General features: G+C 61.6%; 25 protein-coding genes. 9 read left to right on the forward strand and 16 right to left on the reverse strand.

Features of this window, described 5'->3' with window-relative positions; all coding sequences use genetic code 11:
* Positions 1–351: 351 nt before the first annotated feature.
* The 5 genes from purL to BW995_RS09810 all read right to left on the reverse strand — a co-directional run bounded on the left by purL (position 352) and on the right by BW995_RS09810 (position 5,081).
* Positions 352–2,550 (reverse strand): phosphoribosylformylglycinamidine synthase subunit PurL, encoded by a 2,199-nt coding sequence (purL, locus tag BW995_RS09790; RefSeq protein WP_076400058.1) that lies wholly within the window; start codon positions 2,548–2,550, stop codon positions 352–354.
* Positions 2,547–3,242 carry a phosphoribosylformylglycinamidine synthase subunit PurQ gene (gene purQ / locus BW995_RS09795; RefSeq protein WP_076400060.1) on the reverse strand — a complete coding sequence of 232 codons (696 nt, stop codon included), beginning with the start codon at positions 3,240–3,242 and terminating at the stop codon, positions 2,547–2,549. Before purQ ends, purL begins: the two co-directional genes overlap by 4 nt.
* Before the next feature lie 61 nt (positions 3,243–3,303).
* Positions 3,304–3,546 carry a phosphoribosylformylglycinamidine synthase subunit PurS gene (gene purS / locus BW995_RS09800; RefSeq protein WP_076400062.1) on the reverse strand — a complete coding sequence of 81 codons (243 nt, stop codon included), beginning with the start codon at positions 3,544–3,546 and terminating at the stop codon, positions 3,304–3,306.
* 142 nt (positions 3,547–3,688) lie between these two features.
* Positions 3,689–4,456, reverse strand: coding sequence for a phosphoribosylaminoimidazolesuccinocarboxamide synthase (gene purC / locus BW995_RS09805; protein ID WP_076400063.1), 768 nt, complete (start codon positions 4,454–4,456; stop codon positions 3,689–3,691).
* A gap of 331 nt (positions 4,457–4,787) precedes the next feature.
* The gene (locus tag BW995_RS09810; protein WP_245821385.1) at positions 4,788–5,081 is read right to left on the reverse strand and encodes a helix-turn-helix domain-containing protein; all 294 of its coding nucleotides are present in this window, start codon (positions 5,079–5,081) and stop codon (positions 4,788–4,790) included.
* Positions 5,082–5,283: 202 nt separating this feature from the next.
* Between BW995_RS09810 and BW995_RS09815 the strand changes: the two genes are divergently transcribed.
* On the forward strand, positions 5,284–5,517 hold the full coding sequence (locus tag BW995_RS09815; RefSeq protein ID WP_076400065.1) for a hypothetical protein: 234 nt from the start codon (positions 5,284–5,286) through the stop codon (positions 5,515–5,517).
* Positions 5,518–5,526: 9 nt separating this feature from the next.
* On the opposite strand, the gene BW995_RS09820 is transcribed toward BW995_RS09815, so the two are convergent.
* Complete coding sequence (locus BW995_RS09820; RefSeq protein ID WP_076400067.1) at positions 5,527–6,291, reverse strand: NRDE family protein; 765 nt, start codon at positions 6,289–6,291, stop codon at positions 5,527–5,529.
* Between the two features lie 227 nt (positions 6,292–6,518).
* On the opposite strand from BW995_RS09820, the gene BW995_RS09825 reads away from it, so the two are divergent.
* Positions 6,519–6,851 carry a DUF1476 domain-containing protein gene (locus BW995_RS09825; RefSeq protein WP_076400069.1) on the forward strand — a complete coding sequence of 111 codons (333 nt, stop codon included), beginning with the start codon at positions 6,519–6,521 and terminating at the stop codon, positions 6,849–6,851.
* A 596-nt stretch (positions 6,852–7,447) separates the two neighbouring features.
* On the opposite strand, the gene BW995_RS09830 is transcribed toward BW995_RS09825, so the two are convergent.
* Positions 7,448–7,657, reverse strand: a complete 210-nt coding sequence (locus tag BW995_RS09830) for a hypothetical protein (RefSeq protein WP_076400071.1) — start codon at positions 7,655–7,657, stop codon at positions 7,448–7,450.
* A gap of 275 nt (positions 7,658–7,932) precedes the next feature.
* Positions 7,933–9,255 (reverse strand): adenylosuccinate lyase, encoded by a 1,323-nt coding sequence (purB, locus tag BW995_RS09835; RefSeq protein ID WP_076400072.1) that lies wholly within the window; start codon positions 9,253–9,255, stop codon positions 7,933–7,935.
* 132 nt (positions 9,256–9,387) lie between these two features.
* Between purB and BW995_RS09840 the strand changes: the two genes are divergently transcribed.
* Complete coding sequence (locus BW995_RS09840; protein WP_076400074.1) at positions 9,388–9,774, forward strand: pilus assembly protein N-terminal domain-containing protein; 387 nt, start codon at positions 9,388–9,390, stop codon at positions 9,772–9,774.
* A gap of 6 nt (positions 9,775–9,780) precedes the next feature.
* On the opposite strand, the gene radC is transcribed toward BW995_RS09840, so the two are convergent.
* The 5 genes from radC to BW995_RS09865 are packed head-to-tail and all read right to left on the reverse strand — an operon-like array spanning position 9,781 to position 13,987.
* A complete protein-coding gene (radC, locus tag BW995_RS09845) occupies positions 9,781–10,632 on the reverse strand; it encodes a RadC family protein (protein ID WP_139332849.1) in 852 nt (283 codons plus the stop codon).
* A gap of 25 nt (positions 10,633–10,657) precedes the next feature.
* The gene (map, locus tag BW995_RS09850; RefSeq protein ID WP_076400076.1) at positions 10,658–11,467 is read right to left on the reverse strand and encodes a type I methionyl aminopeptidase; all 810 of its coding nucleotides are present in this window, start codon (positions 11,465–11,467) and stop codon (positions 10,658–10,660) included.
* A 48-nt stretch (positions 11,468–11,515) separates the two neighbouring features.
* A complete protein-coding gene (gene map / locus BW995_RS09855) occupies positions 11,516–12,325 on the reverse strand; it encodes a type I methionyl aminopeptidase (RefSeq protein ID WP_076400078.1) in 810 nt (269 codons plus the stop codon).
* A 34-nt stretch (positions 12,326–12,359) separates the two neighbouring features.
* Positions 12,360–13,079, reverse strand: coding sequence for a DNA/RNA nuclease SfsA (gene sfsA / locus BW995_RS09860; protein WP_076400079.1), 720 nt, complete (start codon positions 13,077–13,079; stop codon positions 12,360–12,362).
* A 14-nt stretch (positions 13,080–13,093) separates the two neighbouring features.
* On the reverse strand, positions 13,094–13,987 hold the full coding sequence (locus BW995_RS09865; protein ID WP_076400080.1) for a methyltransferase domain-containing protein: 894 nt from the start codon (positions 13,985–13,987) through the stop codon (positions 13,094–13,096).
* Positions 13,988–14,124: 137 nt separating this feature from the next.
* Here BW995_RS09865 and BW995_RS09870 point away from each other — a divergent pair, with 137 nt between their 5' ends.
* Complete coding sequence (locus BW995_RS09870; protein ID WP_322099121.1) at positions 14,125–14,880, forward strand: ComF family protein; 756 nt, start codon at positions 14,125–14,127, stop codon at positions 14,878–14,880.
* Here the strand turns inward: BW995_RS09870 and BW995_RS09875 are convergent, their stop codons facing one another.
* Entirely contained in the window at positions 14,881–15,486 is a 606-nt protein-coding gene (locus tag BW995_RS09875) for a TetR/AcrR family transcriptional regulator (protein WP_076400081.1), read from the reverse strand.
* Positions 15,487–15,860: 374 nt separating this feature from the next.
* Between BW995_RS09875 and BW995_RS09880 the strand changes: the two genes are divergently transcribed.
* The 5 genes from BW995_RS09880 to BW995_RS09900 all read left to right on the forward strand — a co-directional run bounded on the left by BW995_RS09880 (position 15,861) and on the right by BW995_RS09900 (position 18,373).
* Positions 15,861–16,178: a hypothetical protein gene (locus BW995_RS09880; RefSeq protein WP_076400083.1), complete on the forward strand. Its 318-nt coding sequence runs from the start codon at positions 15,861–15,863 to the stop codon at positions 16,176–16,178.
* A 136-nt stretch (positions 16,179–16,314) separates the two neighbouring features.
* Positions 16,315–16,632: a hypothetical protein gene (locus tag BW995_RS09885; RefSeq protein WP_076400085.1), complete on the forward strand. Its 318-nt coding sequence runs from the start codon at positions 16,315–16,317 to the stop codon at positions 16,630–16,632.
* 139 nt (positions 16,633–16,771) lie between these two features.
* Positions 16,772–17,089 (forward strand): hypothetical protein, encoded by a 318-nt coding sequence (locus BW995_RS09890; RefSeq protein WP_076400087.1) that lies wholly within the window; start codon positions 16,772–16,774, stop codon positions 17,087–17,089.
* A gap of 187 nt (positions 17,090–17,276) precedes the next feature.
* Positions 17,277–17,531, forward strand: coding sequence for a glutaredoxin 3 (grxC, locus tag BW995_RS09895; protein WP_076400089.1), 255 nt, complete (start codon positions 17,277–17,279; stop codon positions 17,529–17,531).
* A gap of 5 nt (positions 17,532–17,536) precedes the next feature.
* On the forward strand, positions 17,537–18,373 hold the full coding sequence (locus BW995_RS09900) for a carbon-nitrogen hydrolase family protein (RefSeq protein ID WP_076400091.1): 837 nt from the start codon (positions 17,537–17,539) through the stop codon (positions 18,371–18,373).
* 24 nt (positions 18,374–18,397) lie between these two features.
* On the opposite strand, the gene BW995_RS09905 is transcribed toward BW995_RS09900, so the two are convergent.
* Together BW995_RS09905 and BW995_RS09915 are read right to left on the reverse strand one after the other, a co-directional pair.
* Positions 18,398–20,422: a methyl-accepting chemotaxis protein gene (locus BW995_RS09905; RefSeq protein ID WP_084194732.1), complete on the reverse strand. Its 2,025-nt coding sequence runs from the start codon at positions 20,420–20,422 to the stop codon at positions 18,398–18,400.
* A 434-nt stretch (positions 20,423–20,856) separates the two neighbouring features.
* Positions 20,857–21,399: a gamma carbonic anhydrase family protein gene (locus tag BW995_RS09915; RefSeq protein ID WP_076400093.1), complete on the reverse strand. Its 543-nt coding sequence runs from the start codon at positions 21,397–21,399 to the stop codon at positions 20,857–20,859.
* Positions 21,400–21,418 lie beyond the last annotated feature (19 nt).

A 21,418-nucleotide genomic window follows, 5' to 3' on the forward strand; every position in this document is an offset into this window, starting at 1 on the left:
CCAAGGATAGCTTCCTTGGCATACACTATTTTAAATCGTATCCATATCACTCAATATATCTAGAGTATTGAGTGCTAGGGCAGCGTGCGTTAAATCGGACGCCACAGTACACGACAGTTTTTGAGAAAGAATGGGCTATCGCCCATCCCCATCCGGGGCCTGAGGCCCCGAACCCCCATTTTTTCCTTTATGATCAAAGGAATGGGGTCTGGGGCCGACTGGCCCCAGCGAGGTGTGTAGCAGCGCTCCATAATCCTGTTTTCTGTTTGTCGTGTACGTGGTTGGTGAAAAAACAAAACCCCCCGGACAGAGGCGATCCTGTCCGGGGGGGTGTCGGCACGTCCTGAAAAATCAGGCTTCGGCAGCCATGTAATTCGGCAGCCAGCCTTCAAAACCGGCGCGCAGGTCAGCCAGAGCCGGACCCTGTTCGCCGTTCAGGAAGATGTGGAAGCCGCCGGTGGTGCCGATGGTCTGCGCCTCGACGCCCGCAGCCCTGGCGGCAGCCAGCAGGTCAGGCAGCAGGCTTTCGCGCACGGTCACCACATAACGGCCCTGGTTTTCACCAAACAGGCTGGCATGCAGATTCGGGCCTTCGATCGCCAGCATGGCACCGTAATCACCGGCCATCGCCATTTCGGTCACGGCAACCAGCAGGCCGCCGTCAGCGATATCGTGGCAGGCGGTGATTTTGCTCGCACGGATCTGGGCGCGGACGAAATCGCCAGCGGCACGCTCGACGGCCAGAGTGACCGGCGGCGGGGCGCCTTCTTCACGGCCACACAGCTCGCGCAGATACAGCGACTGGCCCAGCCAGCCCTGTTCCCCGGCGACGCCACCCAGCACGACGATGCTTTCACCCGGACCCTTGAAGGCGACGGTGGCCATGGTGTCCACGTCTTCGATGGTCCCGACGGCCCCGATGGCCGGGGTCGGCAGGATCGGCTGACCGGCGGTTTCGTTGTACAGCGACACGTTGCCGGACACCACCGGGAAGTCGAGGGCGATACAGGCTTCGCCCATGCCCTGACAGGCACCGACGAACTGGCCCATGATCCGCGGCTTTTCCGGGTTGCCGAAGTTCATGTTGTCGGTGACCGCCAGCGGCAGACCACCAACGGCCGAGATGTTGCGATAGGCTTCGGCCACTGCCTGCTTGCCACCTTCGACCGGGTCGGCAGCGACATAGCGCGGGGTGCAGTCGGTGGTCATCGCCAGAGCGCGGTTCGAGCCATGCAGACGGACCACACCGGCATCACCACCCGGACGCTGGGCGGTGTCGCCCATCACCATGTGGTCGTACTGCTGATAGATCCAGCGGCGCGACGCGATGTCCGGGCTTGCAATCAGGGTGCTGAGGGCTTCGCCCCACGGCTTTTCCTCGACATCGGCCGGGGTCAGCACCGGCAGGGCCGGGGTCGGTTCCCACGGACGGTCGTATTCCGGGCTGGCGGCGGCCAGCGGGTCGATCGGCAGGTCGCCAACCACTTCGCCATGCCACTTCAGCACCATCCGGCCACTGTCGGTCAGGGTGCCGATGACGGCGAAGTCCAGTTCCCACTTGTCGAAAATGGCCTTGGCCATTTCTTCCTTGCCGGGGACCAGAACGATCAGCATGCGTTCCTGCGATTCTGACAGCATCAGTTCGTAGGGGGTCATGCCGACTTCGCGCATCGGAACCTTGTCCAGTTCCAGCTCGACGCCCATGCCACCCTTGGAGGCCATTTCGAACGACGAGGAGGTCAGACCGGCAGCGCCCATGTCCTGAATGGCGACGATGGCATCGGTGGCCATCAGCTCCATGCAGGCTTCGATCAGCAGCTTTTCGGTGAACGGGTCGCCGACCTGCACCGTCGGGCGCTTTTCCTCGGAGTCCTCGTTGAACTCCGCCGAGGCCATGGTGGCGCCGTGGATGCCGTCACGACCGGTCTTGGAACCGACATAGACCACCGGGTTGCCGACACCAGCGGCTGCCGAGTAGAAAATGTTGTCGGCGCGGGCAACGCCAACGGTCATGGCGTTGACCAGAATGTTGCCGTTGTACGAGCTGTGGAAGTTGACTTCCCCGCCGACGGTCGGCACGCCAACGCAGTTGCCATAGCCACCAATCCCGGCGACCACACCGGACACCAGATGGCGGGTCTTCGGGTGGTCCGGGCTGCCGAAACGCAGGGCGTTCAGGTTGGCGACCGGACGGGCACCCATGGTGAACACGTCGCGCAGGATGCCGCCAACACCGGTGGCTGCGCCCTGATACGGCTCGATGAACGACGGGTGGTTGTGGCTTTCCATCTTGAAGACAGCGGCCAGACCATCACCGATATCAATGATACCGGCGTTTTCACCGGGGCCGCAGATCACCCACGGAGCCTTGGTCGGCAGGGTCTTCAGCCACTTCTTCGAGGACTTGTACGAGCAGTGCTCTGACCACATCACCGAGAAAATCCCCAGTTCGGTCAGGTTCGGCTCGCGGCCCATGATCTCCAGAACCAGCTTGTATTCGTCGGCGCTCAGGCCGTGCTGGGCAACGATTTCAGGGGTGATGGCGCTCATTTGCACAGGGCCTCCACCAAGGAGTCAAACAGGGGCTTGCCGTCAATGCCGCCAAGCTGCGGATCGGCGAGGCGTTCGGGGTGCGGCATCATGCCCAGCACGGTCCCGGCCTCGTTGAACACACCGGCGATATTGTTGCGGCTGCCGTTGATGTTGCTGGCTTCGCTGACCTCGCCATTGGCCGAGGCATAGCGGAACGCCACCTGACCATTGCCTTCGATGCGTTCCAGCAGGCTGTCGTCAGCGAAATAGTTGCCGTCGTGGTGGGCGACCGGAACGCGGATCACCTGACCCTTGGCGTAGCCACGGGTGAAATCGGTGTCGGTGCGTTCGACGGTCAGGTGTACGTCGCGGCAGATGAACTTCAGGTCGCGGTTGCGCATCAGCGCCCCCGGCAGAAGCCCGGCTTCGGTCAGGATCTGGAAGCCGTTGCAGATGCCCAGCACGCGCACACCTTTGGCGGCGCGTTCCTTGACTTCCTGCATCACCGGCGAGTGTGCCGCCATGGCACCCGAGCGCAGGTAGTCGCCATAGGAGAAACCGCCGGGAACGACGATCAGGTCGAGGTCAGCGGGGACCTCGGTGGTGCGATGCCAGAGCATCAGGGGCTTTTGGCCCATGCTCTTTTCCAGGCTGACGGCGACGTCGCGGTCGCAGTTGGAGCCGGGAAAGACGATGACGGCGGCTTTCATGGGGACGCCTCAACTCTTTAGCGGGGGGTGGACAGGACAGGTCAGCGAAAAATGCCCAAAATCAGGCGATGATTTCGATGCTGTAGTTTTCGATCACCGTGTTGGCGAGCAGCTGCTTGCACATCGCTTCGACCGCCGCCTTGGCCTTGGCCGGATCGGTTTCGGCCAGATCGAGTTCGATGAACTTGCCCTGACGGACGTCGTTGACGCCTTCGTAGCCCAGCGAGCCGAGAGCGTGCTGAATGGCCTTACCCTGGGGGTCGAGAACGCCGTTTTTGAGGGTGACGTGAACCTTGGCTTTCACGGGTCCAATCCTCTTGCAAGAGTGTCGGTGAGGGGGAAACACCTGCACTGGCAGGGGCAGACGATGCCCTGCGGGCAGGCGGGATAACTGAATCGTGTTTTCTCAGGACCAAAGGGCGCCCACGGTGGGGCGCCCTGTCGGTTTACTGCATGGTCGCCGGGCCGGGCATGTCACCCGGGCCGCTTTCGGGCAGGATGCCCAGGCGGCGCGCCACTTCCTGATAGGCCTCTTCGACGCTGCCGAGATCGCGGCGGAAGCGGTCCTTGTCCATCTTTTCGTTGGTCTTCAGGTCCCACAGGCGGCAGTTGTCGGGGCTGATTTCGTCAGCCAGAACAATCTGGATTTCGCCGTTTTCGTGGGTCAGGCGACCGAATTCCAGCTTGAAGTCCACCAGACGGATACCGATGCCGAGGAACAGGCCGGACAGGTAATCGTTGATGCGCAGGGCCATCGCCAGCAGTTCATCAAGTTCCTGCACGGTCGCCCAGCCAAAGGCGGTGATGTGCTCTTCGGACACCAGCGGGTCGTTCAGTTCGTCTTTCTTGTAGTAGTACTCGACGATCGAACGCGGCAGCTGGGTGCCTTCGGGGATACCAAAGCGATTTGACAGCGAACCGGCGGCGGTGTTGCGAACCACGACTTCCAGCGGAATGATTTCCACTTCGCGCACCAGCTGCTCGCGCATGTTCAGGCGGCGGATGAAGTGGGTCGGGATGCCGATTTCGTTCAGCTTCTGGAACAGGTATTCCGAGATGCGGTTGTTCAGCACACCCTTGCCAGTGATGGTGCCTTTTTTCCCACCGTTAAAGGCGGTTGCATCATCTTTAAAGTACTGGACGATGGTCCCGGCTTCGGGGCCTTCAAACAATACCTTAGCCTTACCTTCGTAAATCTGCTTGCGTCGTGCCATGGAGCAATGCCCGCTGCCGGTCTGACGACAACCGCCGCCCTGACCGTGGTGGAAAGACGAAACGCGGCCCGCACCATCTGTGCGCAACCGTCCGCGTTCCTGATTCTGGCGTGGTATAGCAGGACTGGACGGCGCAAACAATGGGGGCTGCGCCCTGAACTGTACGCTTTTGCTGCTGATCAGCCCTGCACCGGGCACAGCACCTGTGCCGGGCCACCTGACTGCTGGTGTCAGTCAAGCGGGAATAGCGGGAGTGAGACCCCATAATAATCTGAAATTACTATATTTTACTCTGGTGAGCGGGGGCGTCCCAGCAGGCGGGCGGAGCCGCTCAGTCGTTCACCTCTTTACTTTTCTCTTTGGGTTTGTCGGCGTCGCTGGTGGGCAGGGGAGCGAGTTGCGGCGGGCGGTCGGTCCCGAAGTAATCGCTGATTCCCTGCGCCAGCGCATAGCAGGCAAGACGGACGGTTTTCGGGATTTCGATTTTCTCGCCGTCCCGTTCCCCCTTTTCATAATATTGCACCACCCGGCGTTTCAGCCCCAGAGCTTCGGCGGCGTCTTTCTGGGACAGTTTCAGGGACTTGCGCCACTGGCGAAAGTCTTTGTGGGTCATGATCCCACCCATCGGAATCTCCTGTGCTGACGGGAACGGTGGTGGCTGTAGCTAACGCGCTTTTACCGGGGGACGCAAGAAAAAAGGCGCACAATATGCGCAATACCCCTTGCATTTGGCGCACGGTGTGCTCATTGTCAAAGTGTCATCACTGGTCGCTGCGCAACGATCGCAGGCCAGAATCCTCCAAAAATCATGAACACGGAGTGCTTCCATGAACCGTAACGTCGCTGTCCATACCGTCCTGCCTGGGGGTGGCCTGCATGGCCCGGAACGCCAGCAGGCCGTCAGTACTCTCGATTTGCCGCCAGCGCTGGTGTTCCACGTCTTTTGTGACGGCGAAGACCTGTGGGTGACCGACCCGGTCGAGCTGGCCCGCTATTGCCGACGCCATCCCGAAGCCCTGGTTGAAATTCTGGGAACCGAGCGTCTGAAGACTGCCCACTGAACGGATCCTTTATCGCCATGACAGCGGCTGATAGTCCACCTGATCCGGGGCTCCGGCAGCGAACAGCCACTTTGGTTTGACCTCTGCCGGAGTTCCGATGGCAGGCAGGGCGATCAACGAGCTGGAGCTGGTGCCAAAACCCTTTTCGGTCATGAAGCACAGCGCATGGCGCGGGTCGTCGTCGGTCGGGCTGGTCCGGTCGGCCAACAGCATTTGCCAGCTGCGCCAGTCGCCGTTGTCCGGGTCTGGAACCGGGGCCGAAGCAAAGCGGGGCAGGGCGGCGGCAATGCGCGGGTCGTGGGTGCTGTCGTTGACATCAAAGGCGGTCAGCATCGACAGCCCTTCAGGCAGCGGAAAAGCCTCGATTCGCCCATCCGGGCGGCCACTGTGCTTCAGCCACCACGCATCCCGGTTATCGGCAATCACCATGTTGAATGGACGATAGGCCCGGCCATCCAGATGGCGCAAGGCGTCGGCGGCCTCGACCGCATCGGCGTGGTCCAGCGCCTCCAGTACCAGTTCACCTCGCGACCGTTTGCCCGGTGCGGGGCCAAGGGTGCCATGGCGGTTGAGGATGGCGGCCATCACCCCATGATCATTGACCCCCAGCCAGCTGCCTTCGGCCAGCGTGTCCTGTCCGGCCATCACCTCTGGCCGGTCTGGCCAGTGACGGGCCGGGGGACGCCATGGGCGGTCGCGCATCTCGTCACGATTGGCCGCGACCAGCAGCGGCCACGGGTGGGTTGGACGGCGGAGCAGGATGATCGAGCACATGGCAAGCCTTTCCCAACGCTGAAGTTCCCTGTCGGCAGGGTCTTGATCTTTGCCCGTGTCCCGCCAACATCTATCATGAATAGGCGACATTTTTTTGCGGCGCGAGGTCTTTTGACGCAAAAATATATACCCCTGCTTTCGGGTAGCGGGTATAACGGTGCCGCTTTTGGGTGCGGGGTAACCGCACCTTGACTCAGGGGATATAAGGTATTCTGGGGACGCACACCATGGCCGATGCTTTCCACGACCGTGAACAGGCTTTTGAAGCCAAGTTCAAGCATGATCAGGAACTGGAGTTCCGCGCGCGCGCTCGTCGCAATAAACTTCTGGGCCTGTGGGCTGCGGAAACCATGGGACTGGCTGGCGGCGGTGCCGAAGCCTATGCCCGTCAGGTGGTCGCTGCCGACCTGGAAGAACCGGGTGACAACGACGTGATCCGCAAGATCCTCAAGGATCTGGCCGACCATGACGTTGAAATGACCGAAGGTCGCCTGCAGATCAAAATCAGCAAGATGATGGATCTGGCTCGTGAGCAGATCATGACCGAAGCCAGCGAATAAGTTCGCCTGTTTCTGTCGCTGCGACATAAAACAGGCCCTGCCTCCTGCGCGGAGGTGGGGCCTTTTTTATGTCTCGAGCCGTGGGCGCAAAAGTGGGCACAGGACACGACAGTTGGTGGAAAAGAATGGGCTGTCGCCCAGACTCATTCTGGGCCTGAGGCCCCGACCGTTCATTTGGGGGTGATGCCTCGACCGTTCATTTGGGGGCTCTTCCCCCGGGCCCCAATTTTTCTTTTACGATCAAGGGAATGGGGTCTGGAGCAGCGTGCGTTAAATCGGACGCAGGCACGCTGCTCCAACTTTTTGTTCTGTCGCATTGTTGTTGCGAAAACCGGTTCCCACTTTTCGCACAATGCTCTAGAGCCTCAAGGCCCCAGCGAGGTGTGGAGCAGCGCTCCACGTCCTTAGCTGTCGTGTACCGTGGTCTTGTCCGCAGGGATGCCTGTTGCGCAGACCGCAAAAGCCATCGGGCCGGACGCATGACGCATCCGGCCTGATGGATCGCTTTCCTGGCTCGGTTCTGCCGGACCTGTGCCTCGCGTGGGCGGACAGCACAGATCCGGCAGTCCCGGACCGCCGTGGTCAGCAGTCGGGTGTTAGGCGGCGGTACCGATACGCGACAGACGCATCGGCAGGCCCTTGGCGTCGGTCACCAGAGCGCCATCGACCATGCCGGTCATGTACTTGCCCTGACCGACCTGACGGCCAACGTACAGCACCGGACGGACTTCCTTGCCGTTGTACATACGCTTGCCCGAGATACCCTTGTCACCAAGGGAGGCTTTGGCGGTTTTCGAAATAGCCATTGTCTTGCTCCTGTCACGCCACCAGAGGGTGGCTTCATCGTTGCCACGGCGGGGTGGCTGAAAAGCGAAATGGTAACGCTGTTGGGGGCCGGAAAATACTATCCCGGCACAGAGTGCGCAATACCCGAATGCGTTCCCATCGCGCAAGATGGGGAAAAGTTGGGGATAACCGGGGGACTGTTTGTAGAAATCCCCCCGCTATCAGTGTGTTGGGACGTTTCCCGCGCCGCAGGCATCACAGACGACACCATGGACGGTGGAACGCCCCGCAGGCCTTAGGCGGCGTGGTCGGCGCCAAAGACTCGCTTGAAGATCGCATCGACGTTCTTGGTGTGATAGCCAAGGTCGAACAGTTCTTTCAGGGTGTCGAGCGGAATGCGGGCGGTGACTTCTTCGTCCCCGGTCAGCATCGACAGCAGGTCGCCTTCGCCGCCCCACACCTTCATGGCGTTGCGCTGGACCAGACGATAGCTGTCTTCGCGCGACACGCCAGCCTGGGTCAAGGCCAGCAGAACGCGCTGGCTGAACACCAGACCACCCATCTGGTTCAGGTTCCGCTCGATGGCCTCGGGATAGAGCACCAGATTGGCGATCACGTTGGTCAGGCGGGCGAGGGCGAAATCGAGGGTGACGGTGGCGTCGGGGCCGATCATGCGTTCAACCGACGAATGGCTGATGTCGCGTTCATGCCACAGGGCGACGTTTTCCATCGCCGGGATCACCGCCATGCGCACCAGACGGGCCAGACCGGTGAGGTTTTCGGTCAGCACCGGGTTGCGCTTGTGCGGCATGGCCGAGCTGCCCTTCTGGCCCTTGGAGAAGAACTCCTCGGCTTCGCGGACTTCGGTGCGCTGCAGGTGGCGGATTTCGGTGGCGGCACGTTCGACCGAGCTGGCAATCACGCCCAGAGTGGCGAAATATTCGGCGTGGCGGTCGCGCGGAATGACCTGCGTCGACAGCGGCTCGGGCTGCAGGCCGAGCTGCTCGGCAACATATTCTTCGACGAACGGGTCGATGTTGGCAAAGGTGCCGACGGCGCCCGAGATGGCGCAGGTGGCAATCGACTCGCGGGCGCGCAGCAGGCGTTCGCGGTTTCGCTGCATTTCAGCGTGGAAGCCGGCGAACTTCAGGCCCATGGTCACCGGCTCGGCGTGGATGCCGTGGCTGCGGCCCATGCAGACGGTGTACTTGTGCTCAAGCGCACGGGTCTTCAGCGCGGCCAGCAGGGCGTCCATGTCCTTCAGCAGCAGGTCGGCGGCCTGGGTCATCTGCACGGCAAGGCAGGTGTCCAGAACGTCCGACGAGGTCATGCCCTGGTGGACAAAGCGGGCTTCGGCCCCGACATGCTCGGCCAGTTCGGTGGTAAAGGCGATCACGTCGTGCTTGGTCACCGCTTCGATGTCATCGATGCGGGCGATTCGCTCGGCAGTGTACGGCTTGTCACCACGCTCCCACACCGCCTTGGCGGCGTCGGCGGGGATCACACCCAGTTTCGCCTGCGCATCGCAGGCATGGGCCTCGATCAGAAACCAAATGCGGAATTTGTTTTCAGGCGCCCAGATGGCCGCCATTTCCGGGCGTGAGTAACGCGGAATCATCGCCGATACCGTCCTGTCTTTAAGTGGGGGTCGGAAGAAATACTGGGGGCCTTATAGGGCAATCTGTCACCCTTGTCAGCAACCGGCAGAGGCTATAGCGTCACTTATCGGTCCGATTGACGGGGAAGTGCGATGAAAAGCGTGGTTTTGATGGCTGTTACGGCAAGCGTGCTGACAGTCAGCGCGATGCAGCACCGGCCAGCAGCAGCGCAAGAGTACGTTTTGCCGCAGGAAGAGGCGGAAAAACGCAAGCCAAAGCCGAATCCTGATGACGTGCAGCAAATCGAAGTCGAAGCCGGTAAAATGCAGATCGTCCGCATTCCGGTCGAAGACCTCAAGCGGGCGGTGGTGATGAGTTCCCACCCCGAAGTCGCCGATGTCCATGTGGAAGAACCGGGGATGCTGTTCGTCAACGGTCGCACGCCGGGACAGACGGTGGTGGTGATTGCCGACGACAAGAAAAACCCGGTCTATACCGGCAAGATCATCGTGGTGCTGCCGGAAGATCAGGGCGGCTGAGCGGGCTTACAACAACCCGTCGGCCTTGAACGAGGCATAGCCGGTGCGGGCGATCACCAGATGGTCGTGCAGGCTGATATCGACGTGGCGCAGGGCTTCGGCAATGCGGCGGGTCATGTCAATGTCGGCCGGGGAGGGCTGTGGGTCGCCCGACGGGTGGTTGTGGACCAGAATCACCGCACAGGCCGACAGTTCCAGCGCCCGCTTGACCACTTCGCGCGGATAGACCGGGGTGTGGTCAACGGTGCCGCGCTGTTGCAGCTCATCGGCGATCAGGCAGTTCTTTTTGTCGAGGAACAGGATGCGGAACTGTTCGATGTCCCGATGGGCCATCGCGGCATGGCAGTAATCCAGCAGCCGGTTCCACGATGACAGGATCGGCTTGTTCATCACCTCTTCGCGCACCATCAGCAGGCTGGCGACCTGCACGGTTTTCAGGGCCACCACCACCCCGTCCTTGATGCCGGGAAAGCTCATCAGCGCTTCGGGGCGGGCGGTGAGCACGCCGCCGAGGCTGCCGAAATGGGCCAGCAACTGCTTGGCCAGCGGTTTGACATCCTTTTGCGGGATGGCGAGAAACAGCAGCAGTTCCAGCAACTCGTAATCGGCGATGGTATCGAGCGCCTCGGCGCGCGAGGCGGCGAGGAACTTTTCCCGCAAACGCTGGCGGTGGCCGTGATAGTGCGGCTTGTCGGCGGCGGCTTTTTTTGCGGCAGGGGAGTGGGAGTCTTCGGAGGCCGGTTCGTCAGGGCGGGGCGCTGCTGCCGGAGCCTGTCCCGTCTCCGCGGCCGGAGTGGGGGCAAAGTCACGGGCCAGCGCATCCAGTTGTGCCAACAGCCACTGTTCATCCTGCCCCATGATCCACTCCCCCTGTTTTCTGCTGTCAGGCGCCGTCGTAGGGCGGGCAGTGCCAGCCCTTGGGCGACAGGGTAAAGATTTCGCAGCCGTCAGCGGTCACCCCGATGGCATGTTCAAACTGGGCCGACAGCGAGCGGTCGCGGGTAACGGCAGTCCAGCCATCCTGCAGGATTTTGGTTTCCGGGCGACCGGCGTTGATCATCGGCTCGATGGTGAAGATCATCCCCTCATCCAGCACGTCGCCGGTGTTGGGCTCGCCAAAGTGCAGCACGCTGGGTGGGCAGTGGAAAATGGTGCCGACGCCATGGCCGCAGAAATCCCGCACCACCGAAAACCGCTGGGCTTCAGCATAGGTCTGGATCACATGGCCAATATCGCCCAGCCGGACGCCGGGGCGCACGATGTCGATGGCGCGCATCAGGCATTCATAGGTCACTTCGACCAGCTTCTGGGCCTTGACGCTGGGCTTGCCGACCAGAAACATCCGGCTGGTATCGCCATACCAGCCATCGACAATCGGGGTGACGTCGATGTTGGCGATATCGCCGTCTTCCAGCTTTTTCGGGCCGGGGATGCCGTGGCAGACCACATGGTTGATCGAAATGCACAGCGAGCGCGGATAGCCCTTGTAGCCGAACGGCCCGTGGGTCAGGCCGCGCTCTTTCGCCCACTGCACCGCCAGATCGTCGATTTCGCCGGTGGTGACACCGGGTTTGACGTAGGGGGTCAGGAAGTCCAGCAGCTCTGCTCCGGCTTGCCCGGCCTTGCGCATGGCGGCAAAGCCCTCGGGGCCATGCAGGGGGATACGTTGGACGTTACGGGCAGTCAGGCTCATCGGGGGTCTCGTCAGCAATCGGAAAAGGGGGAGGTGATCACGGTGCGATCAAACCCCGGCATAGGGCGGGCAATGCCAGCCCTTGGGCGACAGGGTGAAAATCTCGCAGCCGTCAGCGGTCACGCCAATGGTGTGCTCGAACTGGGCTGACAGCGACCGGTCACGGGTGACGGCGGTCCAGCCATCGGGCAGGATCTTGGTTTCCGGGCGACCGGCGTTCAGCATCGGCTCGATGGTAAAGATCATGCCTTCGTCCAGCACGTCGCCGGTGCCCTTTTCGCCGGTGTGCATCACCGTCGGGGCGCAGTGGAAAATGGTGCCGATGCCATGGCCGCAGAAATCTTCCACCACCGAATAGCGATGGCTTTCGGCAATGGTCTGGATGACGTGGCCGATATCACCCAGTCGCACGCCGGGGCGCACGATGTCGATGGCGCGCATCAGGCACTCATAGGTGACTTCGACCAGTTTGGCGGCCTTGACGCCGGGCTTGCCGACGCACACCATCCGGCTGCTGTCGCCATACCAGCCATCGACAATCGGGGTAACGTCGAGGTTGGCAATATCGCCTTCGACGAATTTCTTGTCGCCGGGGATGCCGTGGCAGACCACATGGTTGATCGAAATGCACAGCGAGCGCGGATAGCCATGATAGCCGAACGGGCCGTGGGTAAACCCCCGTTCCCTGGCCCACTGCACCGCCAGATCGTCGATCTCGCTGGTGGTGACACCGGGTTGTACATGCGGGATCAGGAAATCCAGCAGCTCGGCGGCGGCCTGCCCGGCCTTGCGCATGGCGGCAAAGCCGTCCGGCCCATGCTGGGGGATGCGTTCACGGTTGCGGGCGGTACGGCTCATCAGGACACTCGTTATCTGGAAAATCAGGGCTACATTAAAGGCGAATGGGGAGGGGAGTGGCAACCTCAAGTCGCTCTGGCGTGACCGAACAGGTATAACACAGGGCCTCGACACCGACCGCCAGCGCGTCACGCAGGGCGGCGGCATAGGTGGGGTCGATGTCTTCGGCCACCGCAAAGCGGCTGAGACCGGCGGCGCTGCGCTGGACCATGTACAGCATCACCGCCCGCTTGCCAGCCCGCACCATCTCGCTCAGTTCGCCCAGATGCTTGGTCCCGCGTTCGGTCACCGCATCGGGGAACAGCGCCACCTGCTGGTTATCGCCATCGGGGCGGAACAGGGTGGTGTTCTTGACCTCGACATAGCAGTCGGGCCGGTCGGGGGCGGTCAGGAACACGTCAATGCGGCTGTTCTTGCCGTATTTGACTTCCCGTTTCAGGGTGGCATAGCCCGCCAGCTCGGGGATCGCCCCGCTGAGGATGGCTTCGGCGGCCAGCGCGTTGGGGTGGCTGGTGTTGATGCCGACCAGCTCGTCGCCAACCCGCACCAGTTCCCAGGTGAACTTCAGCTTGCGCTCCGGGTTGTTGGCCGGGCTGAGCCAGACCTCGCTGCCGGGCGTGCAACAGCCGAGCATCGAGCCGGAGTTGGCGGTGTGGGCGGTCACCACCGAGCCATCATCCAGCGTCACATCGGCGAGGAAGCGTTTGTAGCGCTTGATCAGGGTGCCCTTCAGCAGGGGAGCGGAAAAGTCCATCCGACGGCCTCCGCTTACGAACTGCAGGACGGCGGGTGCGTCCCCAGCACGTCGGCCAGACTGACGGTGGCGCTGCCCGGAGCCTTGGGCTGCGGCTGGCTGTCATGCGGTGCCCACCCGGCCAGCCAGACAATCTGGAAGGTGGCAGGCACCCGGCCTTCGTCGTCGGCGTGGGTGTCGAGGTAGTTTTCCACCGCGGTCAGCAGGGTTTCGCGCCGGCTGAGGCCCTTGCGCCGTTCATGTACGGCGTTGGATTCCCCCATGCCGCGCAGATCGTTCATCAGCTTTAAGGGATGTTCGTAGGTGACGGTGATGGTTTCGGTGTCAACCACCGGCATCGAGAACCCGGCGCGGGACAGCAGGGCTCCGGCATCGCGCACGTCAACGAACGGCGAGACGCGCGGGCTGAGGCCGCCTTCCAGCTCGATTTCAGCGGCGGCGAGGCTGTCGCGCAGTTCCTTCAGCGTCTCGCCTCCGAACAGGGCGGCGAGAAAGAAGCCATCGGGCTTCAGGGCAGCGCGGGCTTGCAGCAGGGCCCCGGGCAAATCGTTGACCCAGTGCAGCGACAGGTTCGACACCACCAGATCGACGCTGTTCGGCGCAATCGGCAGGAACTCTTCGTCGCAGACCACCGCTGCGCCGGGGGCCTGCGCCACCATCGCTTCGGACAGGTCGCAGGAGATCACCGTGCTGATGCCCTTGCGACCGGGCAGCAGGCGGGCGAGGTCGCCGCCGTGGCTGCCGAGGTCAAGGACCAGCGGAAAATCGCGCAAAACATCATCCACCCGCTCTGCCAGTCGTTCGGCGACTTCGGCAAACAGGAACCCGTAGTGATCCAGGCCGGGTGCGGCGCGGTCACGGTGACGGCGCACGGTGGCGCGGTCGAAAATCTTCATTACGTCAGACATGGGCTGATATATGGCACCGCAGGGTCAGGTTGGAAAGCCCTGTTGCGCTCAACGGGGCTGGCTTGCAGACTATCTCAGCTTTGCCCCGGGAAAAACCATCCGTAAATCAGGGGGCGCTGGAAAAGGGGACGCGAACCGTGCTGCCTGCCGTTGCCCGGCTGCTGTGTGATCTGGTGCTGCCCCCCCGTTGCGCGATGTGTGGCGTCGAGGTGTCCGGCGATGGAGGTCTGTGCCCCGCTTGCTTTGCGGGGGTGCGCTTTCTGGTCGACGGGCTGTGTGACCGCTGTGGCACGCTGTTGCCGACCGGCCAGCGTGCGGGGTGCTGCCCGACCTGTCTGGACCATCCGCCGCTGTATCAGCGGGCGCGCAGCGTCTTTGTCTATGATCAGGACAGCCGCTCGCTGATCCTGCGCCTCAAGCATGGGGACCGCAGTGACCTGGCTCCCGTGCTGGCCCGCTGGCTGGCGCGCTGTGGGCGGGATTTGCTGGAAGACAGCGACCTGATTGTGCCTGTTCCACTGCATTGGCGGCGGCTGTTCCTGCGCCGCTATAATCAGGCCGCCCTGCTGGCCCGCCGGTTGGGGCCGGGGGTTTACCTGCCCGATCTGCTCTATCGCACCCGCTGGACTCGCAGTCAGGGCGAGTTTGACCACCATCAGGGAGCGCGAACCCAGCGCCTCGCCAACGTCAGGCAGGCCTTTGCGGTGCGGAAACCGCAAAGGCTGGCCGGGCGGCGGGTGCTGCTGGTCGATGACGTGTTGACCACCGGGGCAACCGTTGAGGAATGCACGCGCTGCCTGCTGGATGCCGGGGCGCAGGCGGTCAGCGTCCTGACGGTGGCGCGTGCGGTGTTGCACCATGACGAGAGCAGGCCCCGAGGCGAGGCCCCGTGATCAACAGCCGGGAGCCCTGGCCGGTTGGACGGCGTTCAGGCGTTGAATGACAAAGGTCTGGACGCTTTTGGCAAAGGCTTCGTCCAGTGGGGCATTCCCCATGATCAGACGGAAAAAGATCGGGCTGTAAATTTGTTCCGCCACCGCATCCTGTTCGGCTTCGCAGGTGATGCCGCACTGGGCGAGCAGAGTGTGCAGCGTACAGCACCGCCGGGACAGGTAGGCCTCGGTGAACGACCTTGACACCGCCGGGTCATACTGCGCTTCGGCCAGCAGTTGGGCAACCATCCGCCCGCTGGGGCCGCGATAGGCCTCGACGACGCGCTTGACTTGCTCGGCAATGATGCAGGCCGGGCTACCGGTGGTGCCGTAATCCAGCCGGGGCTGCAAGTCCTCGAAGCAGGCATCAAGGACCAGTTCGTTCTTGGTTTTCCACCAACGGTAAATGGTCGCCTTGCCGACGCCGGCCTCCCTGGCGATGGCCTCGATGGTCATGTCACGGAGATTTGAACGCTCAAACAGTTTACGAGTCGCCGCAAGAATGGCTTTAGTAGTCTCCTCGCAACGGGGGCGTCCCTGAGTGCGACAGGGGGTGTCGTGGATCACGGTCTCCTCCTTTAGAGCATTGTGCCTGCGTGAGATCCAACGAACACAGGTCTAATGCCTTGACGTGCTGCAGTGAGCGCAAAACCGGAAAACCTTGCGCTCACTGCTTCGAACTCTGCGATGTCAGCGTACCGCCTTTGGGGGCCGAACGCCATCGCAGCACATTACCGAAAACGGGCTGGATCAGAGTATGGCACAGATGGCTTAGAAAAAATATATTGAAACGGAACGTATCGTTTTGTAAGTTGGCTTCATCAGCCGCTGACGAGCCGACGCAACCAGCCAACAGCAAGCGCCCTCGTCGATCCGCGGCTCAACAAACTCCAGTGCTCTCGCTCTCTGATCTGCCGGAGCCTGATCAAGGATTTCAGGATATGACCAAGTATAGCCGTCTTCTGTCCGCCGCCCTGCTGTCTGCCTCGCTGGCCGTTGTGGGTGCCTCTGCCGCTCAGGCCGCGAGCGCTGGTGATCATCAGCCCGATGACGGCCAGATGGGCTCGCCGCTGGTGGCGCACCGGGTGATCAGCACCACCAATATCGCCAACGGCGTTGCCGTTACCTACAGCAAGGAAACTCTGCCGGTGGCGGCCATCGGTCCGCGTGATGCGAACGAACAGGCTTTGAATGCTGCGGATTATGGCCTGAAGGCGACCCGGACTGTTGCACCGCAGTTGGCTGCAAACCCGAACTAAGCCTGACGCAGAGTACCTGTTACCGATGGTGGGCTTTGTAAAGCCACCAACACCCCCCCCAAAAAAAATACCGGTTCATGGCCCTGTCCACTGCGGAGGGGTGATGCACCCTTCTGAGATGTAAGGACTTTCTATCATGACCAACTACAGCCGTTTCCTGTCCGCCGCCCTGTTGTCTGCCTCTCTGGCCGTTGCCGGTGCCTCTGCTGCTCAGGCCGGGAGCGCTGGTGATCACCAGCCCGATGATGGTCAGATGGGCTCGCCGCTGGTGGCGCACCGGGTGATCAGTACCACCAATATCGCCAACGGGGTTGCAGTCACCTACAGCAAGGAAACTCTGCCGGTGGCGGCCATCGGCCCGCGTGATGCGAACGAACAGGCTCTGAATGCTGCCGATTATGGCCTGAAGGCTGCTCCGCATGTTTCGCAGCAGCTGGCCGCCAACCCGAACTAAACTCTGGCGCTGAACTTCATCTGCCGATGGTGGGCTTCGTAAAGCCACCGCACTGCCCCCCAAGAAAGAAATATCGGTTCATTGCCCTGTCCATTGCGGAGGGGGAATGCACCCTCATGAAATGCAAGGACTTTCTACCATGACCAAGTACAGCCGTTTCCTGTCCGCTGCCCTGTTGTCTGCCTCTCTGGCCGTTGTCGGTATCTCTGCCGCTCAGGCCGAGAGCGCCGGTGATCACCAGCCCGATGATGGCAAGGCAGGTTCGCCGCTGGTCGCCTACCGCGTTATCAAAACCGTCAATACGCCCAGCGGGATGGACATCATCTACAGCAACGAGGCTCTGCCGGTGACCGCCATTGGCCCGCGTGATGTGAGCGAGCAGGCGATGACTGCCGCCGCCTATGGCCTGAAGCCGGCGTTGCCCGCCGCGCAGCAGTTGGCTGAAACCCCGAAGTAAGCAGTCTTGCCGGGTATCCCGGAGGGTGATTGTGAAATGCAGTCAGGCAGCCATGCAACGATGGCTGCCTGACTGCATTTCAGGGTCATGTCTCTGACGCATGACACTTTAATTTCCCGATAGGGCTTCCTGATAAGAAGCGTTATAAAAAAAGATCGTTAGCAAAAACAAAACAGAGGATAGCGATATGGCTCATATCGAAATGTTCATGACCCCCACCTGCCCGTACTGCCAGCGGGCGCGCGCTTTGCTGGACCGCAAGGGCGTGACCTATGACATTATAAACGTTGCCGCCGAGCCGCAGTTGCGGGATGTGATGGAAAAGCGCGCCCGCCGTCATACCGTGCCGCAGATTTTCATCGATGACCGCCATATCGGTGGCTGTGATGACCTGTACGCCCTTGATGCCGCTGGCGGCCTGGACCCGTTGTTGCAGGGCTGATCATCATGACTGAACAGGCACGCGGCGGATTCCGCGCCGGAGTTCTGCAGGTCAACGCCCTGAATGACATGCAGGCCAATATTGATACCGCCCGTACGTTGGTCCGGCGTGCCTGTGATCAGGGCGCGCAGATGCTGTTCATGCCGGAAAACGTGGCGATGATGGAATGGGGACGGACCAACATCATCGCCAAGGCTGCCCCCGAAGCCGATCATCCGGCTTTGGCGGCGTTCCGGCAGATGGCGGAAGAGCTGTCGGTCTGGCTGCATTGTGGCACGCTGGCGGTGTTGTTGCCCAATGGCATGGTGGCCAACCGGACCTATGTGCTGGACAGTGACGGCGGGATTGCCGCCCGTTACGACAAGATCCACATGTTCGATGTCGATCTGGGCAACGGTGAAAGCTATCGCGAATCAGCCACTTTTCAGCCGGGTGAACAGGCGGTAGTGGTTGATCTGCCGTGGTGCCGGATGGGGCTGGCGGTGTGCTATGACATCCGCTTTCCGCACCTGTTCCGCACTTTGGCTCAGGCGGGGGCGGATGTCCTGACCGCTCCGGCGGCCTTTACCCGCCAGACCGGCGCGGCCCATTGGCATGTGCTGCAACGGGCGCGGGCGATCGAGACCGGTTGCTGGATGATTTCCTCGGCCCAGACCGGCACCCATCTCAACAACCGCGAGACCTATGGTCATGCGCTGGTCGTTGCCCCGTGGGGCGAAGTGATTGCCGATGCCGGAACCGAGGTTGGAGTGTCGGTGGTCGATATTGACCTGACTGCGGTTGATGTGGCGCGTGGCAAGGTGCCCAGCCTGCGCCATGACCGGGCTTTCGGACAGCCCTGATTGGGGCTGTCCTGTTCCGGCCGGTCAGCGTGTCCGAACGCGGGCGATAAAATGGCTGACTTCGCTGCGCAGGTGTTCGGCCTGCCGCGACAGTTCACGGGTGGCATCCAGCACCTGATGGGCGGCGTGGCCGGTTTCTCCGGCGGCGTCTTCTACGCCGTCGATGTTGCTGGAGACGGTTTGCGTCGCCTGTGACGCCTGTTCAACACTGCGGGCGATGTCGTGGGTGGCGTGGCTTTGCTCCTCGACCGTGTTGGCAATCGCCGCAGAAATGGCCGAGATGTGGCGGATGGTATCGACGATTCTTTCAATGGCATGCACGGCTTCACCCGTTGCGTCCTGCACGTCGTGGATTTTCTGGCGAATTTCGTCGGTGGCGCGGGCGGTTTGTGTCGCAAGCTGTTGCACGGCACTGGCGACAACCGCAAAGCCCTTGCCGGCGTCACCTGCCCGGGCGGCTTCGATGGTGGCATTCAGGGCCAGCAGGTTGGTCTGATTGGCGATATCGGAAATCAGGTCGACCACCTCACCGATGCGCTGGGTATTGACGGCCAGACCCTTCATGATCGTATCGGTCTGCTGAGCCTGTCCGACCGCCTGACGGGTGACGGTCGAGGCTTCACCGGCCTGACGGGTGATTTCGCTGATCGAAGCCGTCAGTTCCTCGGTGGCCGAGGCCACGGTCTGGACGTTTTCCGAGGCATCGCCCGCCGCCGCGGCCACGGCGGTGGCCTGTCGGCTGGTCTGCTCGGCCACGGCAGACATCGCTTGCGCGGTTCCCTGCATTTCGGTCGAGGCCGCCGCCACCTGATTGACCACCCCTTGTACGCTGCTTTCAAATTCGTCGGCCAGTTGCATCATCGCCGCATGGCGTTGTTCTTCGGCCTGCCTTTTCAGCGCTTCCTGTTCGGCGGTCAGTCGTTCAACGGCTTGGGCATTGGTTTTGAACACCTGTACGGCCTGTGCCATTTCCCCCAGTTCATCGCGGCGATCCAGCGATGGCACGGTGATGTGGTGATTGCCATGGGCAAGGATTTCCATCGTGTTGGTCATGGCAAGAATGGGGTTTGCAAGCGACCGGGCCAGCAAAAAGCCGATGAGGGCGGTGATGGCCGCTGCGGCCAGCGTTAACAACAGGGACAGGGTGCGCAGGGTGGTAATGGCACTGAAGGCTTCCTCGGTGTCGATTTCAGCGATCACCGCCCAGCGATGTCCCATGATGGAAACCGGGGCATAGGCCGAGAGGACTTCGTTGCCGGTGTAATCTTTCAGGGTGAAGGTTCCCTTGTTTCCCTGCAACGCCTGACGGCTGCTTTCGGTGTCGATGCTGCCAAGGGTGGGGTTGCGGAAGCTGGCCAGCACCGAGTGGTTTTTCGGATCGAGCAGGCTGTCCGACCGCATCAGTTTGTCCGGGCCGACCAGATAGGTTTCTCCGCTCTGTCCCATGCCGTCACGCTGTTGCATCAGGGTATTGATGCTGTCGATGGACAGTTGCAGGCCGACGTACAGCTCGATTTGCCCGTTGTTCAGGATCGGGGCGGCGATAAAGGCCGCGGCATCGCCATTGGATGGCGCATAGGTGGCAAAGTCGCCCATGGCAACGGTCTTGCTGTCGCGGATCGAGCGAATGAGGGCGCCAAAATTGCTTTGGGCATAGGCCCCGGAAATGATGTTGCTGTTGAGGTCTTTTTCTTTGGCAACCGTATAGAAAATGGTTCCGTCCGGTTTGATCAGGAACAAATCATAATACTTCTTTGTTTTAACATAGTCTTTGAAGAATGCCTCATCATCCTGACTGATGGAGTCCGTGTCGTGGACATCCAGACGCTCTACCGCTTCGCTCAGGGTTACGATGTCACCCTGACGTTCCTGAAAGAAGTGCTCAATCTGCTTTTCCTTGTTGGCCCGGACGGCAACCAGTTGCGCCAGAACTTGCGCTTCCATTTTGTTGCCAGATTCGCGGAGCATCAGGATCGATTGAATGGCCAGCGGGAGCAGGCTGACGAGCAGGAAGGCTGTGATCAGGCGGGGCTTCAGACGGAGGGTCATCGGGGCCTCTTGTCAGTCAGAATGCTGGAGGATCATGCGAGGAGTGCGAGCCACGGGGAGATCGCACTCTGGATGTGTACGATCAGGGGGCGCTCTCCTTTGATGGGGATTGCCACGGGGGGTTTTCAATGTCGGCAGGGAAAAAGGAGCCTGTTCCGGGAGGCAGCACGGGTGGTGCTTCAGGAGGAGGAGAGGGTGATATTTTTAGTACGAACGTCTGTTTATCATACTGGGAAGATGATGATGAATGGTTATAAAGTCTATTCCATCAACTGTTGATTGCTTGTGTCTGGAGGGAATGGCGTACGGCCATAGAGCCGTTCGGCGACAGGGGCCAGCGTTTCCCGGGATGTGAAAAAAACAAAGCCTGCCTGACCTTGAGGGGGTCGGGCAGGCTCTTTGAAATCTGTGAGAAGGAAAGGCCGGCAGAGCTATTACCGCATGGTGCCGATGATCAGCTGTGTCTTGTATTCTTCGGCCAGCTCGGCATAGCCCGCGCACTGGCGGATGAAGCCGGCCATTTCGTCTTCGCTCAGGTCACGCAGCTTTTTGGCCGGGGCACCGGCCCACAGCTCGCCGCGCGGCAGGCGTTTGCCGGGGGTGAGGGTGGCGCCAGCGGCCAGCATGCCGCCGCTTTCGACCACCGCACCATCCAGAACGGTTGCCCCCATGCCGACAAACGAGCCGCTTTCCAGCGTGCAGGCGTGGATGACGCAGCCATGCCCGACCAGCACGTCGTCGCCGATGTAGGTGCCGAACTTGCCCTTGCTGACATGGATGACGGTGCCATCCTGAATGTTGCTGCGTTCGCCGATGCGGATTTCATGCACATCGCCGCGCACCACGCAGCCAAACCAGATGGAGGACCCTGCACCGATTTCGACGTCACCGATCACCGCAGCCCCGGGCGCGACAAAGGCGGTGTCTGCAATGGCTGGTTCAACACCGCGCCAGGGGAGAATGATCGGGTTCGGCATGGCAGGATCCTCCTGAAAC

Source organism: Insolitispirillum peregrinum (assembly GCF_900156605.1).
Classification (GTDB): domain Bacteria; phylum Pseudomonadota; class Alphaproteobacteria; order Rhodospirillales; family Rhodospirillaceae; genus Insolitispirillum; species Insolitispirillum peregrinum.

Coding starts and splice junctions, on each gene's coding strand:
- purL (WP_076400058.1), bottom strand. CDS start 2,550: ATGAGCGCCATCACCCCTGAAATCGTTGCCCAGCACGGCCTGAGCGCC.
- purQ (WP_076400060.1), bottom strand. CDS start 3,242: ATGAAAGCCGCCGTCATCGTCTTTCCCGGCTCCAACTGCGACCGCGAC.
- purC (WP_076400063.1), bottom strand. CDS start 4,456: ATGGCACGACGCAAGCAGATTTACGAAGGTAAGGCTAAGGTATTGTTT.
- BW995_RS09810 (WP_245821385.1), bottom strand. CDS start 5,081: ATGGGTGGGATCATGACCCACAAAGACTTTCGCCAGTGGCGCAAGTCC.
- BW995_RS09815 (WP_076400065.1), top strand. CDS start 5,284: ATGAACCGTAACGTCGCTGTCCATACCGTCCTGCCTGGGGGTGGCCTG.
- BW995_RS09820 (WP_076400067.1), bottom strand. CDS start 6,291: ATGTGCTCGATCATCCTGCTCCGCCGTCCAACCCACCCGTGGCCGCTG.
- BW995_RS09825 (WP_076400069.1), top strand. CDS start 6,519: ATGGCCGATGCTTTCCACGACCGTGAACAGGCTTTTGAAGCCAAGTTC.
- BW995_RS09830 (WP_076400071.1), bottom strand. CDS start 7,657: ATGGCTATTTCGAAAACCGCCAAAGCCTCCCTTGGTGACAAGGGTATC.
- purB (WP_076400072.1), bottom strand. CDS start 9,255: ATGATTCCGCGTTACTCACGCCCGGAAATGGCGGCCATCTGGGCGCCT.
- BW995_RS09840 (WP_076400074.1), top strand. CDS start 9,388: ATGAAAAGCGTGGTTTTGATGGCTGTTACGGCAAGCGTGCTGACAGTC.
- radC (WP_139332849.1), bottom strand. CDS start 10,632: ATGGGGCAGGATGAACAGTGGCTGTTGGCACAACTGGATGCGCTGGCC.
- map (WP_076400076.1), bottom strand. CDS start 11,467: ATGAGCCTGACTGCCCGTAACGTCCAACGTATCCCCCTGCATGGCCCC.
- map (WP_076400078.1), bottom strand. CDS start 12,325: ATGAGCCGTACCGCCCGCAACCGTGAACGCATCCCCCAGCATGGGCCG.
- sfsA (WP_076400079.1), bottom strand. CDS start 13,079: ATGGACTTTTCCGCTCCCCTGCTGAAGGGCACCCTGATCAAGCGCTAC.
- BW995_RS09865 (WP_076400080.1), bottom strand. CDS start 13,987: ATGTCTGACGTAATGAAGATTTTCGACCGCGCCACCGTGCGCCGTCAC.
- BW995_RS09880 (WP_076400083.1), top strand. CDS start 15,861: ATGACCAAGTATAGCCGTCTTCTGTCCGCCGCCCTGCTGTCTGCCTCG.
- BW995_RS09885 (WP_076400085.1), top strand. CDS start 16,315: ATGACCAACTACAGCCGTTTCCTGTCCGCCGCCCTGTTGTCTGCCTCT.
- BW995_RS09890 (WP_076400087.1), top strand. CDS start 16,772: ATGACCAAGTACAGCCGTTTCCTGTCCGCTGCCCTGTTGTCTGCCTCT.
- grxC (WP_076400089.1), top strand. CDS start 17,277: ATGGCTCATATCGAAATGTTCATGACCCCCACCTGCCCGTACTGCCAG.
- BW995_RS09900 (WP_076400091.1), top strand. CDS start 17,537: ATGACTGAACAGGCACGCGGCGGATTCCGCGCCGGAGTTCTGCAGGTC.
- BW995_RS09905 (WP_084194732.1), bottom strand. CDS start 20,422: ATGACCCTCCGTCTGAAGCCCCGCCTGATCACAGCCTTCCTGCTCGTC.
- BW995_RS09915 (WP_076400093.1), bottom strand. CDS start 21,399: ATGCCGAACCCGATCATTCTCCCCTGGCGCGGTGTTGAACCAGCCATT.